17 protein-coding genes are annotated in these 14,760 nt (G+C 55.6%); 9 read left to right on the top strand and 8 right to left on the bottom strand.

Annotated features, from left to right (window positions below):
* Positions 1 to 3 precede the first annotated feature (3 nt).
* From ACPLPM_RS05485 to ACPLPM_RS05465, 5 genes are all read left to right on the top strand, one after another.
* On the top strand, positions 4 to 840 hold the full coding sequence (locus tag ACPLPM_RS05485; RefSeq protein ID WP_424359238.1) for a hypothetical protein: 837 nt from the start codon (positions 4 to 6) through the stop codon (positions 838 to 840).
* A gap of 118 nt (positions 841 to 958) precedes the next feature.
* Positions 959 to 1,477: a 50S ribosomal protein L16 gene (locus tag ACPLPM_RS05480; RefSeq protein ID WP_424359237.1), complete on the top strand. Its 519-nt coding sequence runs from the start codon at positions 959 to 961 to the stop codon at positions 1,475 to 1,477.
* A 163-nt stretch (positions 1,478 to 1,640) separates the two neighbouring features.
* Positions 1,641 to 2,255 carry a translation initiation factor IF-2 subunit beta gene (locus ACPLPM_RS05475; protein WP_424359236.1) on the top strand — a complete coding sequence of 205 codons (615 nt, stop codon included), beginning with the start codon at positions 1,641 to 1,643 and terminating at the stop codon, positions 2,253 to 2,255.
* A gap of 209 nt (positions 2,256 to 2,464) precedes the next feature.
* Positions 2,465 to 3,682: a hypothetical protein gene (locus ACPLPM_RS05470; RefSeq protein ID WP_424359235.1), complete on the top strand. Its 1,218-nt coding sequence runs from the start codon at positions 2,465 to 2,467 to the stop codon at positions 3,680 to 3,682.
* Positions 3,683 to 3,850: 168 nt separating this feature from the next.
* A complete protein-coding gene (locus ACPLPM_RS05465) occupies positions 3,851 to 4,228 on the top strand; it encodes a hypothetical protein (RefSeq protein WP_424359234.1) in 378 nt (125 codons plus the stop codon).
* 66 nt (positions 4,229 to 4,294) lie between these two features.
* Here the strand turns inward: ACPLPM_RS05465 and ACPLPM_RS05460 are convergent, their stop codons facing one another.
* The 3 genes from ACPLPM_RS05460 to ACPLPM_RS05450 all read right to left on the bottom strand — a co-directional run bounded on the left by ACPLPM_RS05460 (position 4,295) and on the right by ACPLPM_RS05450 (position 6,338).
* Positions 4,295 to 5,128 carry a DUF362 domain-containing protein gene (locus tag ACPLPM_RS05460; RefSeq protein ID WP_424359233.1) on the bottom strand — a complete coding sequence of 278 codons (834 nt, stop codon included), beginning with the start codon at positions 5,126 to 5,128 and terminating at the stop codon, positions 4,295 to 4,297.
* Between the two features lie 127 nt (positions 5,129 to 5,255).
* Positions 5,256 to 5,570, bottom strand: coding sequence for a winged helix-turn-helix domain-containing protein (locus ACPLPM_RS05455; protein ID WP_424359232.1), 315 nt, complete (start codon positions 5,568 to 5,570; stop codon positions 5,256 to 5,258).
* A gap of 3 nt (positions 5,571 to 5,573) precedes the next feature.
* Positions 5,574 to 6,338: a hypothetical protein gene (locus ACPLPM_RS05450; protein ID WP_424359231.1), complete on the bottom strand. Its 765-nt coding sequence runs from the start codon at positions 6,336 to 6,338 to the stop codon at positions 5,574 to 5,576.
* 216 nt (positions 6,339 to 6,554) lie between these two features.
* Between ACPLPM_RS05450 and tsaA the strand changes: the two genes are divergently transcribed.
* Both tsaA and ACPLPM_RS05440 read left to right on the top strand, forming a co-directional pair.
* Positions 6,555 to 7,004: a tRNA (N6-threonylcarbamoyladenosine(37)-N6)-methyltransferase TrmO gene (tsaA, locus tag ACPLPM_RS05445; protein ID WP_424359230.1), complete on the top strand. Its 450-nt coding sequence runs from the start codon at positions 6,555 to 6,557 to the stop codon at positions 7,002 to 7,004.
* Positions 6,967 to 7,467: a deoxyuridine 5'-triphosphate nucleotidohydrolase gene (locus ACPLPM_RS05440; RefSeq protein WP_424359229.1), complete on the top strand. Its 501-nt coding sequence runs from the start codon at positions 6,967 to 6,969 to the stop codon at positions 7,465 to 7,467. The genes tsaA and ACPLPM_RS05440 overlap by 38 nt, the downstream gene beginning before the upstream one ends.
* Positions 7,468 to 8,074: 607 nt before the next feature.
* Here ACPLPM_RS05440 and ACPLPM_RS05435 read toward each other — a convergent pair.
* Positions 8,075 to 8,587, bottom strand: coding sequence for a peroxiredoxin family protein (locus ACPLPM_RS05435; protein ID WP_424359228.1), 513 nt, complete (start codon positions 8,585 to 8,587; stop codon positions 8,075 to 8,077).
* Between the two features lie 154 nt (positions 8,588 to 8,741).
* Here ACPLPM_RS05435 and ACPLPM_RS05430 point away from each other — a divergent pair, with 154 nt between their 5' ends.
* Positions 8,742 to 8,957, top strand: coding sequence for a hypothetical protein (locus tag ACPLPM_RS05430; RefSeq protein ID WP_424359227.1), 216 nt, complete (start codon positions 8,742 to 8,744; stop codon positions 8,955 to 8,957).
* 226 nt (positions 8,958 to 9,183) lie between these two features.
* Here ACPLPM_RS05430 and ACPLPM_RS05425 read toward each other — a convergent pair whose 3' ends face one another.
* On the bottom strand, positions 9,184 to 10,515 hold the full coding sequence (locus tag ACPLPM_RS05425; RefSeq protein ID WP_424359226.1) for a glycosyltransferase: 1,332 nt from the start codon (positions 10,513 to 10,515) through the stop codon (positions 9,184 to 9,186).
* 380 nt (positions 10,516 to 10,895) lie between these two features.
* On the opposite strand from ACPLPM_RS05425, the gene ACPLPM_RS05420 reads away from it, so the two are divergent.
* A complete protein-coding gene (locus ACPLPM_RS05420) occupies positions 10,896 to 11,546 on the top strand; it encodes a DNA integrity scanning protein DisA nucleotide-binding domain protein (RefSeq protein ID WP_424359225.1) in 651 nt (216 codons plus the stop codon).
* A gap of 217 nt (positions 11,547 to 11,763) precedes the next feature.
* On the opposite strand, the gene ACPLPM_RS05415 is transcribed toward ACPLPM_RS05420, so the two are convergent.
* The 3 genes from ACPLPM_RS05415 to ACPLPM_RS05405 are packed head-to-tail and all read right to left on the bottom strand — an operon-like array spanning position 11,764 to position 14,726.
* A complete protein-coding gene (locus ACPLPM_RS05415) occupies positions 11,764 to 12,216 on the bottom strand; it encodes a GtrA family protein (RefSeq protein WP_424359224.1) in 453 nt (150 codons plus the stop codon).
* A 25-nt stretch (positions 12,217 to 12,241) separates the two neighbouring features.
* Positions 12,242 to 12,841, bottom strand: coding sequence for an imidazole glycerol phosphate synthase subunit HisH (hisH, locus tag ACPLPM_RS05410; RefSeq protein WP_424359223.1), 600 nt, complete (start codon positions 12,839 to 12,841; stop codon positions 12,242 to 12,244).
* Position 12,842: 1 nt separating this feature from the next.
* Positions 12,843 to 14,726, bottom strand: coding sequence for a phosphoadenosine phosphosulfate reductase family protein (locus tag ACPLPM_RS05405; protein WP_424359222.1), 1,884 nt, complete (start codon positions 14,724 to 14,726; stop codon positions 12,843 to 12,845).
* Positions 14,727 to 14,760: the final 34 nt, after the last annotated feature.

The raw sequence follows: 14,760 nt of genomic DNA, 5'->3' as shown, positions 1-14,760 counted from the left end.
GCCATGGACTTCGAGAGCTACATTTCGAGAGAGCGGCAACTCATCGCCAGGCTCGACAAAGAGCGGAGTGACAGCAACTCGTACGAGCGGCGGGCAGACGTGGGCAACTACGAGCTCGCCGAAGACGAGATTCGCCTGCTGAAAGCAGGGGAATACGTCCTCAGCCGCTCTGAAGTTGCCGCCGACGCCGTGATGGCCATCGACGAGAGACTGGCAGAGCTGCACCGCATCGAAGCGGACGCCCAGGCCCGCAACGCAGATTTCCTGCGGAGGGTCGGGGAATGGGAGACGAGGTTCGACCAGCGGTACAACGAGGTCATGAGCCAGATCGCCCGGGAAAGCTCGAACGTGCAGGCCAGGACCGCAGAGCTGAACGCCCTGATCGAGGCGTCTGACAAGAACATCAAGCTGGTCAGCAGCACCGCGGCAGAAAACGTCAGGAAGATCAGCGATGCCTCGGTAGAAGATGTGAAGAAGATCAGCCAGGCCTCGATCGCAGAGGTGAAACAGATCAGCGAAGCCTCGAAGGCCGAAGTCAGGCAGACCAGCGAAACAACTATCGCTGAAGTCCGGGCTACCACAAGCGCCTCGATCGAGGAGGCCAGGACGATCAGCCAGGCCTCGGTAGAGGAGATGCAGAAGATTAGCGAATCGGCCACGACGAACATCCAGAAGATCAGTGATTCCACTATTGCCGAGATTAGCCGCATCTCTGAAGACTTGAAGGCCTCCCAAGCCGAGTTCGACGCGTCCGTCGGCGACAAGCTCGCCAGAGACAAAGAAACCGTCGAACGGATCAAGCACATAATGAAGCAGATGAATGAAATGATCAAGATATGACGGATTGGGCTACAACTTTTATATTTTTAAAAGCTGCCTGATCTGCCATAACATTTATAATACCCAAAGTCATCTTAAGACCGAAACTAATACTCATAGATTCAACGGAGATCAGATTATGGCGAGAAAACCAGGAAGAATGTACAAAGAGTTCTCAGGCCCGGCATACACCAGGCGTGAATACATGGGCGGTGTTCCGGGTGTCAAGGTCGCTCAGTTTGATATGGGCAACCTGACCGACGAGTTACCCGTCGCTGTTACCCTCGTAGTCAACGAGACCTGCCAGATCAGGCACGACGCCCTCGAGGCGGCCCGCATTTCTGCTAACAGGTACCTCATGAACGACGTCGGCAAGGCAAACTACAGGTTCAAGGTAAGGGTATACCCCCACCAGGTCCTCAGGGAGAACAAGCAGGCAACCGGCGCAGGCGCAGACCGTGTATCGGATGGCATGCGCAGGGCATTCGGCAAGGCCATCGGCACCGCAGCCCGCGTATACCAGGGCCAGGGTGTCTTCACCATCTGGACCAACCCCGCCAACTTCGAGAAGGCCAAGGAAGCCATGAGGCGTGCCGGCCACAAGCTGCCGACTCCCCACAGGGTCGTCGTCGAGAAGGGCGCAGAACTAGTAAAGTAAAAAAATAGTCCACGGCCTAACTGGCCGTTCAACTCTTTTTAGTATTTTGTTTATTATGCTACGAGTAGCGTAACTTAGGAAAGGAACGTACCCCGACCTTTTTTCACACCAAAACCTTTTTAAATACCCCGCCCATAAGCTACTCTAACCAAAGTGTGTAACAATGGAAGGATACGACTCATTATTGAACAGGGCAATCTCCAAAACGCCGAACCCCAACGCGAGCGGAGAGCGCTTTATTGTACCGAAGCCGAAGACTTTTATCGAGGGCCGGACCACAGTCTGGGACAACTTCGAAGAGATTCGCGACACCCTGAACCGTGACCAGGATCAGTTTTTAAAATTCCTGCTGAAAGAGATGGGTACCGCTGGAAAGGTAGAAGGCAACCGGCTTGTCCTGCAGGGACGCTTTACCTCTGAACAGATCGGTTCTCTGGTGGACGAGTATGTCGGCGAATACGTAAGGTGCGCAGAATGCGGCCGCCCTGATACCAAGCTGGTCAAGTACGACCGGGTAACCACCCTCAAGTGCGATGCTTGCGGCGCCCAGCGCTCGATCCAGAAGAGAAGATCCAGAACCGCCTCGGTCAAAGCTGTCGCGTCGATTGAGGAAGGCAAGATCTACGAGCTCAAGATCGAGACCCAGGGAAAGAAAGGCGACGGTATCGCCAAGGTCGACAAGTTCACGATCTTTATCCCCAACGCCAAGACCGGGGAGATCGTCAAGGCCAAGATCAACAAGGTCGACGGCAACCTCGCATTTGCGTCCAAACAATAAAGAAACCTCTTTTTCTTTTTCTGCGCTGATAGCGCAGGCTATCAATAAAAAGCCTAACAAACATTTCGGACTGTCAAAAAAACACGATGCAGAATGATAAATTGCCGAGCAGTCAACAAGTATATAATAACTAATTCTATAACTAATGATTTGAAATTTCATCGGTACAGGACGTACCACCATAATGGATATCGCCCGAGGTGGCGGCCGTGATCATAATTAAAAACTTCTTTAAGATCGCCTCACTGATCATATTATTCATTCTCATACTGTCGGCTCTCGTCCCGATGGCTGCCGCAACTACCACATCCTCTCTACTACTGAACTCATCGACCAATCCGGCGCTGGATACTGCCGCCCTCGAGGCGGCCAGGCATTATAGCGTACCGTTTGACCACGACGCGGAGATCTACTGGATCATCACCACGGACGAGGGCAGGTACTATGTCGTGAATTACAAGAACTACCTCCCGCTGGCCGGAGGCGTAGAGATCCTGGCAGAAAACGGCACTAAAGTTACCAATTCGACCCAGGCTACAAAGATTCTGAAGGCTGTGGCGTGGACGGAGTCGATCCGGTCGCTCGACGACTCGGACATCACTACGCTGGGGGCTATCCGGGATGACACCCGGAACATTCGTAACACCGTGATGCCGCTGACGAACATCTCCAACACCATCATCGACACCTTAAACCTGAAGCGGAGCCTGAACCAGTACGGGATCACCAACGAGTATGCCATCGGCCTGATTACCGGCAGTGTCAACAGCACCAACGCCGGGTACGAAGGGGCTGTCATCCTCATCAACAACCTGAACAACCAGCTGAACGATTTTAACAACGCCACTATCGATGTCAACGAACGCCTGCCGGCGATCGTCGCCCGGTCGGCGGAGATCAAAAAAGGCACGGGATACGCTGACGAAGAACTGCAGGACGGGATTACCAGCACAGCGGCAGACCTCGACGTCATGGAGGGCAAAATAGCGACGGTCCAGGGAGCGCTGGATAACATGTCGGACGTCGGAGACTTCCTGGCCACCATTCAGCAATGGGCGACCGGGCTGCTCGCCTATGTGCCGATCATTGGAAGCAGCCTGCGGGACTACGCGAACTATCTGTTCGGGGTCGCCGACGACTACCAGGAAAATGTCCTCAACCTCAAGGGCTATGCTAAAAATCTGCTGGATAACGTGCGGCTGGAAAAGCAAAAGCTAAACGAAATCACCGCCAAGGCCACCCAGAAGACCGCCGGGCTGACGGGAAGTTGGAACGCCAGGCAGACGGCGGGGGTCAAGGTCTGGTTCTACGCGATCGGAATGGCGATACTACTAATCGCCGGGCTGGCAGCCCTTGTAGTTGCAGTTCTCTACCGCCGGAACCTCGGCTCGTTCCTCAAATCCCTGCAAGGGCGGAACAATAAGTAATCCAGGTATTTTTTGATAATCGTGGGCTCGCAGCGTCGGCTTAATCACGCGAGCCCTCACTCTGTTTTTTATAAAACGCCCCGGGCCACGAGCGGAGAGGCTAAAAACCGGCATAAAACCGGCGTAAAGCCATTTATGAAAACCGCAGAGGACTCATCGAGGTTCATTATGAAAAGAATGGTATGCGTTCTGCTGATGCTGATTGTAGCGGCCCTCATGGCAGGCTGCACGAGCGGCCCGCTAAGTCAGGCCACGCCCAGCCCCACACCACGTCCGCTGGCTGCGTCTGAAGATCCCGTAGTAGGCACGTATGACGCCGACGTGAACGATAACAGGCTCAACTTTAACCCGGACAACACGTTCAGCCTGGAGACTCCTGCCTTGAGATATGTGGGAATATGGCAGAAGGTTGACAACTCGCACTACACTCTCATGTATACCGACCCCAGGACCGGAAAGCACGTGGAGAGAACGTTGATCTACGATGCCAACGATAAGAGCCTGAGCTTCGAGGGCGAGCCTACAGTGGACTACGTGAAGATTTAAACCCTACCTCACTTTCTCACTGCCGCAATAGGCAATCCAATATATCTGGCCATCCCCGGTAGAGGTCTACCGCACTTTCAGCAGGAACTCCTCGAGGTACATGGTGCCGGGTAAGGGGGTAGCGCTCTTCTCGGGCTCGAAAGGCACGATTTTTAGGATGCCGGGCCTGCATGCCACTTCGCACCGGCCGCAGCCTTTGCACCGGCGCTCGTCGATGACGGGGCCCTCGACGATATCGTCCAGCCGGATGGCCTTGAAGGGGCAGACGCCGACGCAGTTCGTGCACCGGGTACAGTCGTCCACGCTGGTGAGGCGGGACACGCCGAAGCCTGCGATCCCGTCGAGGAACGCTACCGAAGCGTTCCTGGTCTTAAAAGCGAGGCAGCAGCACGGGCAGCAGGAGCATAATTCGACGGTGTGCGCCGGGTCGGCGCCGAGCGCTATTAGCTCCGGCGAAGACCATATCACGTTGGTGATCAGGCCGGCCTGCCTGGCCCACTCCAGGTGAGCGAGCGCCTCCTCTTTAGTAACGGGGCGTACCTGGCCATGCTGAACCATTTTCCTGGCGCCTTCTCCGAGGAACAGGCACCCCAGATCGATCGGATAATCTTTACAGTGCTGGCTTTCCCGGCACATGCAGGTGTCGGTGCGGACGATGTAAGAAGATGCTTCCACCAGCTGCTTTGCCGCATCAATGTGGAGAACCGCAGGATTTCGGTTAAACCTGGTCCCCACTGGCACCGTTACCACTTTCAGCCGGCGCCGGGAGGCGAGCAGTCCGAAGACATCACCGATGACAGGAACCGTAGACAGGCGCAGGCCGAGAGCGGCCACGAAGTACATAGCCTTCCCCATCAGGCCATATCTTTTTGCCCCGGGGATCTTGTCCTTGCCTGCCATTCGGGTTATGTTTAGCCTCCGATCGTTTAAAAACTTCGTGTTTAAAGATAAAACAAGATCGACACGCATGAAAGATATTTTCCATGGTCTAATAGATGCCCCGTAGTAAAAAACAGAATTTCGGACATTACCACTCTTTTCTCCGATCGCCGCTGAGCTCTCGGGTCAACACGCCTACCAGGTCCCGGTGCCTCTTCAAGATGTCGTGCCAGGTCTGGCCCTTTTCAGTGAGATGAAAGCCGTCCTCCTTGTTGCCGTCTACGAGGCCGTTATCCTGCAGGTACTGGATCATGCTGTCTGTCTGATACTGGTTGCCTGCCCTACGATATATATCATACCACAGCGCTTTTCCACGCTCTACTTCCGCCAGTTTGACGATATCAAGGTACTCCCTGAGCCTCTCCGCAGCCTTCGAAGGCGGGGGCGATCTGCTCCTGACCATCGATCAGGCTCCCAGGGATTTTTCCATTTGCATCAGCCTAGTGTAGCGCTTCTTCAGTATGTAGTACCAGTATAGTAAATATGGGCCAATGATCAGCTGGATCAAGCCGCAAGAAATTTCCCCGATTACAATTACGTAATCTGAGGCAGCAGCACCCCTCAAGCTGATATACTGCCAACCGGACAGCCCCATGCCCAGGATCACGATGCCGCAGATTAGCATAAGTATTCCTGCAAACAGGAATACTCTGATGCTCCGGTTCATGTCGATGATGAGAGTACTCGCATCGTTCCAGAGTTCGTCATATAATTTTTTTAGCGCGTAGGGATCGCTATCCCGGTCAGACTGAGGAATGCTCCAGTAGAGCTCACGGGTGAAAAAGACTGCCAGTGCAGAGCATAAGCCACAAAGCGCAATACTGAAGGGGTCCCGGAGTAGAAGATGGATGAGCCCTGTCAGGACTACGTCCTTCCCATGCTCCCCACCCATGAAAGGGAAGATAATGCTGGCCATTCTGAGCAGTTCTGCAAAAGCTACGATTGTACCAGAGATCAGCCCCGGTAGCAGAGACTCTTTCGTGCTCATAACGTAGCGGGACGCAAGTATGCCAGCCAATGCACCCGGTATGGCAAAACTTAACAGTCTGATGGTTGTCGATATAAATTCCATCTCGGAGAAGGGAAATGATCTGGCAAGAATGGCCATGGGATATAATTCTACAATCAGTAATACTACGCCTATTACACCTGCAATGATGCCGGCTTTCATAACATTCATTCAATCACCAGTCAGTATGCAATGGATACTTGGTCGTACGAGTATATCTGGCTGATTCTATATCTAACCCCTCTATTATTTCTATATCATTAAATTAGGAAGCACAGGATAGACTTGATACGTGATATTAAGAGACCGGGTAAAAGGGCTTTAAAGAGCATTAGATCAGCTACCCATTTATATACCCGCAGATATTATCCCCTTAGTATGAACCGGATGACATTAACTCCCATAGGCTATGTCAAGAATAGCGCCGGGCGTGAGACTCATTCGGAAGAATTCAGACACCTGCGCTCGAAGATCGTCATCGATCCTACATACTCGGACGGCCTCATGGACATCGAGCAAAACGAGCTGATCACCGTGATCTTCTACTTCGACCGGACCGCAGGCGACTACAAGCTGCGGCTTCACCCCCGGGGCGACGAGTCCCGGCCGATCACAGGAGTCTTCAACACCAGAAGCCAGTACAGGCCTAACCCCATAGGCCTCACGGTCGTCAGGCTTATAGAGCGACAGGGCAATACTCTGGCCGTCGAAGGGCTGGACGCGCTGGACGGCACGCCGGTGCTGGACATCAAGCCGTTCGTGCGCACGTTCGACGAAGGAGTGGAACCGGATGATCCCAGGCAAGACAGGGCTCTCAGAGCTCGTTAAACAGGGCTTAGTGGAAGGCGCTGTAGACGCAGCCGCACAGACACAAGTAAATGGCTTCGAGCTGACCGTAGAGCACGTCGAGGCCTTCGACGGCCCCGGCCGCATAGGGTTCGACAACGCCGACCGCAGGCTGCCCGTCTACCAGCCCCTCGAGTGGGACCGGGACGGCTGGACCTTCCTGCCCAAAGGCTGCTACAAGATCGTGTTCAACGAGACCGTCAGCATTCCCAAAAACATGTGCGCCATCGCCCGGCCCAGGTCGAGTCTGCTCCGCATGGGCGCCACCGTCGAGACCGCCGTATGGGACGCCGGCTACCGCGGCAGAAGCGAAGCGCTGCTGGTAGTCTACAACGAGCAGGGCTTCTTCATGAAAAAGAACACCCGGGCCATCCAGCTCCTCTTCATGCGGCTCGACTCCGAGCAGGAAGGCTACAGCGGGCGGTACATGAACGAGAACATATGACATAAAAATTTAATATCTCTTTTACAATTTCATCACGGCTGGTACTGCGGCTACTTTCACCACAGCGGCACGGCTCTCCATCCCGGCAACTGGAGATCAGATGTTCTAACCACGGCGGCACGGCGGCACGGAGACAATTCAAGAAACGATGGCAGGATGGCTATTTAAACCACGGCGGCACGGCGACACGGCAAAAACCGTACCCGAATAGCAAGGCTCCTTTTTTATTGATCCACGGCGGCACGGCGGACTGATGGCGTGGAGACAATCCTTCTCTTGTTACCAGGTTGGAGAACCAGGGAATCACTATAGAAAGAAGTGTACCGGCTATAGGATCATAATGATATACTGAAACACCTGGCCAGTAAACCATTAGTGGTTAATGGGCTGTCTTCGTGTCGCCGTGGACTTAAAAAGGAGTACCCTGTTACGGCATAACATTGTCGCCGTGCCGCCGTGGTTCCAGTTACCATCCGGTTTATCGTGGATCGCTATATCGCCGTGTCGCCGTGCCGCCGTGGTTTAAAAAATTGGGATTTTGGTGGTGCGCCGTTCTGTCTCGTTTAATCGTGACACCAGAGTTTTTTTCCGGCCATAATGACTTTTTCTATGGCATCGGATCGAACCCGCCGTGGGCGCCCATGCCGGGCCCCATGTCCCGGAGCCGGTTGGCGACGTCGTTGCCGGGGACTATGTCGTCGAGCCCTTCGAGTACTTTGCGGTAGCGGACTACGCCGTTCTTGTCTACCAGGAACAGGGCGGGCAGGTCGGTGTCGGTAGAGGTGTCGAAGACGCCGTACATGTCGGCGATTCTGTGCTCGGGGTCGCTGATCACCCGGTAGGGCAGCTTGAGGTCTACGGCCAGGTTTTTGGCTTCGTCTATGCTGTCGGTGCTGATGGCCACTACCTCGCCGTCCTGCTGGGTGATATACCCGTAGTAGTCTGCCAGCTTTTTCAGCTCTTCCCGGCAGGTCTGGCACCGGCTGTTGCGGTAGAAGAAGATGACAAGGTTGCTCCGGCCCCGGAAGGTCAGGATGTTGAACTCCGTGCCCCGGACGTCTCTCGCGGTGAATTCGGGGGCGTTGCTGTTCACGTTCACGGCTTTGCGCATCTGGTACATGGTTCCAGTTTCTACCCGCGGGAAAATTAGCTTGATACCACGCAAATGGCGGATAGTGATAGCCGATGAAAAACTCCTGGAGGTCGGGGAGGTCCCCGGAGGTCGGGGGAGAATTTTCAAGCTGGGAGGTTAGAGATCGGCAAGGGACACCTCCGTGTCGGTCACAGAGGTCAGAGAGGAGGATAGGGAGTGTGGAAAGGTCTGGGAGGATAACAGGGTATTATTCTGCACTTTTCGGATGAGCGCCCGTACCGTTTACACGAAGTACACAAGGTACACGAAGTACTCAAAGTACGATAAAAGGGCTGACTGCAAGCCGATCTTAAAGTATGACTTCGGGTACTTCGGGTACTTCGTGTACTTCGTGTAAACGGTACCTGACAGCCCCGGATAGTTCGAATGTGATCACCAACAAAATTCTCTCGGACCTCCGGGTGCCTCACATAACCTCCCTCTCAGACCTCCTGACCTCCCTGACCTCCCAGCTTGAAAAGTCCTCTCTAAACTCCCGGCACCTCTCCGACCCCCGCTCTGATCTCTCAACACCTCCCGGACCCAGAATTTTTCATACGACAAAGAAGATGCCACAGCAGCGGTCAGATGCGCTGGTTTTCGGCCCAGTCGCGCTCGGCTTCGAGCACCTCGAGTACCACGGAGTAGACTCCGATGAGCGAGTAGGCGAAGATGATCCAGGGCCGGACGAAGATGGACAGCAGGACGTCTGCGATGTTCCCCCGCCCCTCTCCGAGCTGGAGGAGAGACTCCGCCGCGAACAGGATGGCCAGAGGCGCTGCAAAAGTCGCCAGGACGATCGGAGACACGACGTTGACGTAGAGCATGAACCCGAGGAAGCCCATCAGGACGACGCTGAATAGCAGCCCCCCTGTGCTCAGGGAGTACAGCACGATCGTGTTCAGCGTTTTGAAGTTGATTGGCTCCTTCGACGACTGCTTGAGGTGCTTGCGCAGGACATCCATGCTGCCCCGGGTCCACCGCACCCGCTGGTGCCACCAGTCCCGGAAGTTCAGCGCCGGCTGCTCGTAACTCTTAATCGTGTAGTCGATGCGCATGTGACAGTTCTTCCGGATCAGCTTCATCCCCAGGTCGCAGTCTTCGGTCAGGCTGGACTCGTCGAAGCCGCCGATGCGCTCGAGCGCGACTTTCCGGAGGAAGACGTTCGACCCGTAGACGGAGTGATTACCTGTTAAAAACTCGGACAGGAACCTGGAAAAGTTATTGATCACAGTGGACTCGTTGCCCGTAATCGTCGTAAACAGGTTGTAGTCCATATGCCTGACCATGACCTTCCCGCCTATGCAATCCAGCCAGGGATTGGCAGTAAACTGGGCGGATGCCCGGATCAGCGCATCGTGGTCTATGGTGTGATCAGCATCGTAGATGCCTATGATCTCGCCTGTCGCCTGTGCGAGACAGTTGTTGATCGACCCCGCTTTCGAGCCCGCGTGGGAACCGTCGTTGGGTATGGCCCTGACACACGGGTACTTTCGGGCTAAAGCCGCTGCGATCTCCGGAGTCGAATCCCTGCACCTCGGCGGCACCTCGTAGGCGATGAGGACTTCCAGCCGGTCGTGGGGATAGTTCGCCTTGATGATGCTGGCAACGCACTGCTCGATCGTGCGCTCCTCGTTGAGCGTGGGGATAATGATAGTCATCCGGAGCGGGTCTCTGACGCTGGCTTCGGGCAGGCCGTACATGCGGCTCTGATCCACGAAGCGGATAGTAAAATAGACTGTGACAAGCACGACGATAGCCAGCAGTGTCAGGGACGCGATAGGCACCCATTCCCGCACCAGCACCCAGTTGACCACCGAGGCGAGGATGATTGTCGAGTAGACAAGGCTACCTGCAAGGACCCCTATAGCGAACAGCATCAGGAGGACAAGCGCAAAGACGAGCTTGTTTTTCATGGTTTAGTGCATATCCGCCCTTTTGGTATTTAACAGTACTTCACAACTGCTTGCGGCGCATGCAATTCGAGCGTGCGAAGCAAGCTTCAATTGCCTTAAGACACAAGCTATTGGGGCTTACCAAGCAGTCCCAATTGCTTGTGTCGCATACAATTGGAGCGTGCGAAGCAAGCTTCAATTGCCTTAAGACACAAGCTATTGGGGCTTACGAAGCAGTCCCAATTGCTTGTGTCGCATGCTATTTCCTTTTATAGGTTAAGGACTAAATACGAATTGGCCTGTCCCGGAGAGCAGGGTTTCCGGCTCGTTTGAGCAGGGTAACATTCTAATATCTCAAAGGCACTAAGATAGTGTAAATAATCGGCGGGTGGAAGAGAACGGTGGCAGCTGAAGTACTGACTATCGACGAGCGCGAGGTCCAGGAAGAAAAGGTGATGGACGTCATCCTGGGTGTCGCCAAGGGCATCTCCAAGAGTGGGGAAGGCGGCCTGATCGTGATAGCCGAGCGTGCCGACATAGACGGCCTTTTTGAGACGCACTACCCGCAGTTTACCACCGCATATCCCGTGACCGAGAAAGGCATGAACGTGGTCCTGGAGAAGCTGGCGACCATCGACGGCTCGGTGCTCATCACCCCCAGGGGAGAGCTCGTCGCCTTCGGCGCCCGCCTGCTGCGATCCACGACGCTGCCGGGCTTCGGCACCAGGCACGCCGCCGCCAGCGGCATCACCGAAAGCCTGCCCAACGCCACGGCCATCCTCATTTCCGAGGAGTCCAGCTGGATCAAGGTGTTCCAGAAAGGCTCCATTGTGCTGGAGATGGACTCTTCCGAGGTCAATCCCAACGTCATGGAGAAAGTGGCCACCTTCCTCACCAGAGGCGACACCGCCCTGCTCGCCGCAGCCTTCCTCTCCATAGTAGTGCTACCCGTGGCCCCGCAGAGCATCGTCTACATCGGCGGCGCTTACCTGATTGTAAAATCCACCTTCGAGACCATCTCGTCGCTGCTCAAAGGCATCGACAGTGCATAGACCGTTTTAAAGGTTCTCGAACGCAAACGATCGCTGCGCTGTGCCAGGATCACAGATTGTTACAGATTGCACTGATTACACAGATGACTGGTGACCTATTATGATAGATCGGTTTCATTGTCATTCTCATCGAGTCGTATCTGTGCAATCTGAGTCATCTGTCGTAATCTGTGATCCTGGCACAGCGCAGCGATCGTCTTGCTGAGTCAAAAAAGAGTTATTTGAAGATCTTGAACGTCAGCGACTTGTTCACTATGAACGCGTACACGAACCCGACGAACGCCACGATGGCTTTGGAGATCATAACGTACGTGTTGGTGTCGTGGCCGAAGACCATGTCGACGAGCACGAACAGCAACGCCGTGGTCAGTATGAGCTGTGAGTATGCGACTAAGGCGAAGGATATGAACTGGTAGTGGTACTTGTCGTAGGTATTCTTGAAGGTGAAGGTCTTGTTCAGGGTGAAGCTTACGACCATGCCTACGTGATACGAGACGATGTTCGCGAACAGGTACATGATGTCCACGTTACTGATGAGCAGGAACAGAACTGCCATGTCCATGACTGTGGCGACGACACCTACCATGAACGACTTCATCAGCTTCCTGTAGTCCGGATATACTTTTGAAAAGGCGACGTCTGCCTGTACCAATAATTCCTTCACTGACACACCTGCACTACATTTTTGGCTATAGTTAAATCATTTCTGCGAAGTTTTTAAGCATCTTGAGCCCGACAGGGCCACTTTTCTCCGGGTGGAACTGGGTGCCTATGGCGTTTCCTGCATCGTTGGAAACGATGGCGGTAAAGGCTCCCCCGTAGTCCGATGAGGCTACTGTGCAGGCGTTGACGTTTGCCTTGTACGAGTGGACAAAATAGACGTAGCTGCCTTTGTCGATACCTTTGAGCAGCGGGTGCTCCTTCTCGATGGACAGCGAGTTCCAGCCCATGTGCGGGACTTTCAGGTTTCCCGCGAACCGGGACACTGTGCCGGGGACAATCTTGAGCCCTTCGTGCCGGCCGTTCTCTTCGCTGGCCTCGTAGAACATCTGCATGCCCAGACAGATGCCCAGCAGTGGCACTCCCGCATCGACCCGCTCCAGGATGACCTTTTTCAGCGGGTCGACCTGGCGCATGCAAGCCTCGAAAGCGCCCACTCCGGGGAGCACCAGCGCATCCGCCGCCTCGATCTCGCCCGGGTCGCCAGTAAACCGGACCTGCTGTCCCACGTAGGCGAAGCCCCGCTGCACGCTGTTCAGGTTGCCTGCACCGTAGTCGATGATCGCGATCTTCACTTTACTGTCCTCCGCTCCTCCGGAACTTGACGAGGGGGCAAATATCTATGCATTCGCCACATGCGTTGCACGCCTCGCCGATGCTAGCTTTGTGGTTCTCCTTGGTTATAGCGTTTATGGGGCATGCGCCCACGCAGACGCCGCACCCGGTGCACAGCATGCCCCGGCGGATGGCCTTTTCTGCCAGGCGGATGGTTTCTCCTACGGTCGCCTCGTCCTTGCCTCTGGCCACCACGGTGCCCGTTGCGAAGACCTGTACACTTCTCTCGCCGGACGGGATGAAGATGACTCCGTCCATGGTCTTGACCTCGCCCAGCGGCCTGAGCATGATCTCCAGCCGCTCCAGGTCCAGCGGAGCGTCGAAGCTGCCCTCGGCGCTCACCGAGCCGTCCTTGCAGGGGCGGTGGCCGCAGACGACGTTGAACTCCAGGGCTTCTACCTTGCCCTCTGGAGTAGTGGTCGTGATGCCCAGCGTGTTGCGGATCTCCTCCCACTGCGGGGGAAGCCGCTTCCACCGCCACAGCCCGTAGGTTACGTAGCCCGGGGACAGCCCGACCTTCTTGCAGTAGTCCAGCAGGAAAGCCTCCCACTGCTGCCACATCTCCGGGTGCTGCTGTTTGACGTATTCGTAGTCGGCCAGGCTGGCGCTCGGGCATAGCCAGCAGCCGATCCGGTCGAAGCCTCGCTCGTACAGCGGGTTGTACGGGGCTTTTTCCCTGAACAGGTACAGCCAGATGTGCAGGGCGGTCCAGTTCTGGATGGGCGAGGCGCTGGTCTGGTTGCCGACCCAGGGATTCTGCCAGACCCGCAGGCTCTTCGCCCGGACTTCGGACTCGTACCGGCGCTGGCCGATGAAAGAAAGGCACCCGGAGGGGTAGCTGGTCTCGATCAAGTTCGTGATGGGGCCGAGCTTGCAGACCTTGCAGCACCAGCGAGCTTCGACCGATGGAGGCCCGAACTTGGGGGCTGCGGCCCAGAAGGACTCTGCTTCTGCGATCTTGAGTTTTAGGCCGTACTTCTCCGCCACCTCGTGCACGTTGGCAGTCGTCTCAGGAAACTCCAGGCCCGTGTTGATGTACATCACGTCGAAGTCAGGCAGCGCCTTCCTGACGATCAGGAGAGTAGCCAGGCTGTCCTTTCCCCCGGAGTAGGAAACTGTGACAGGCAGGTTCTTCTCTGCCGCCACCTTCTTTGCGAAGCTGATGCCTTCGCTCTCGAAGCCGTCGATATAGTTGGCGTTGGCCGCGATTGCGTCGTCCCAGGTCTGGCCGCCGGCAGGGACGGCGTTGTCGTCGTAGCCGTTCCACCGGGTCTTGACGGCGACGCCCTTTTTCCTGGCCTTCATGTCGGCGCCGGTCATCTTGGCCCGGCCCATAGCCACAGGTCTGCCGTTGACCAAGACGATGACTTCGTCGTCGATCCGGATGTTCTCGTCGCAGTCGATCACTCCGGGGCCGAGCATGTTGGAACTGCCGAGCAGCGGCTTCTCAGCGCCCTTATCGGCGATCACGAAGCCTTTGGTCAGCTTCATCTGTTTGGCCGCGTAAGGCCTGGGCATGAAAGTCCACTTGAGCCTTACCGGGTCGAACCGTACCGCGCCGAACATGCGGCCGTCCACGTAGATCTCGTCGAGCCGGTCTTCGTACGGGGCCTTGTTGAGCACGACTACCTTACCCTGGATCATGCCTTCGTGACCGAAGCCGTCGGCGATCGCTTTGTTGATCAGGTCGACGTCGAAGGGGAAGGCCGGCCTTATGTCGCCCGGCGGCGTGACCTCTACCCGTCGCGTTTCGCCCCCGCACTTCGCGCACTTCTTGCCGAGCACGGGCACGTTACAGGTGTCGCACCAGAACAGCGTCAGCTTTCCAAGATAAACGTGGCTCATCGTGGCAAAAGTGGAGTGGACATCATATAAGAAC

It is taken from the genome of Methanocella sp. MCL-LM (assembly GCF_049676595.1).
In the GTDB taxonomy this organism is placed as follows: domain Archaea; phylum Halobacteriota; class Methanocellia; order Methanocellales; family Methanocellaceae; genus Methanocella_A.
This window is presented reverse-complemented; position numbering and strand designations above follow the sequence as displayed.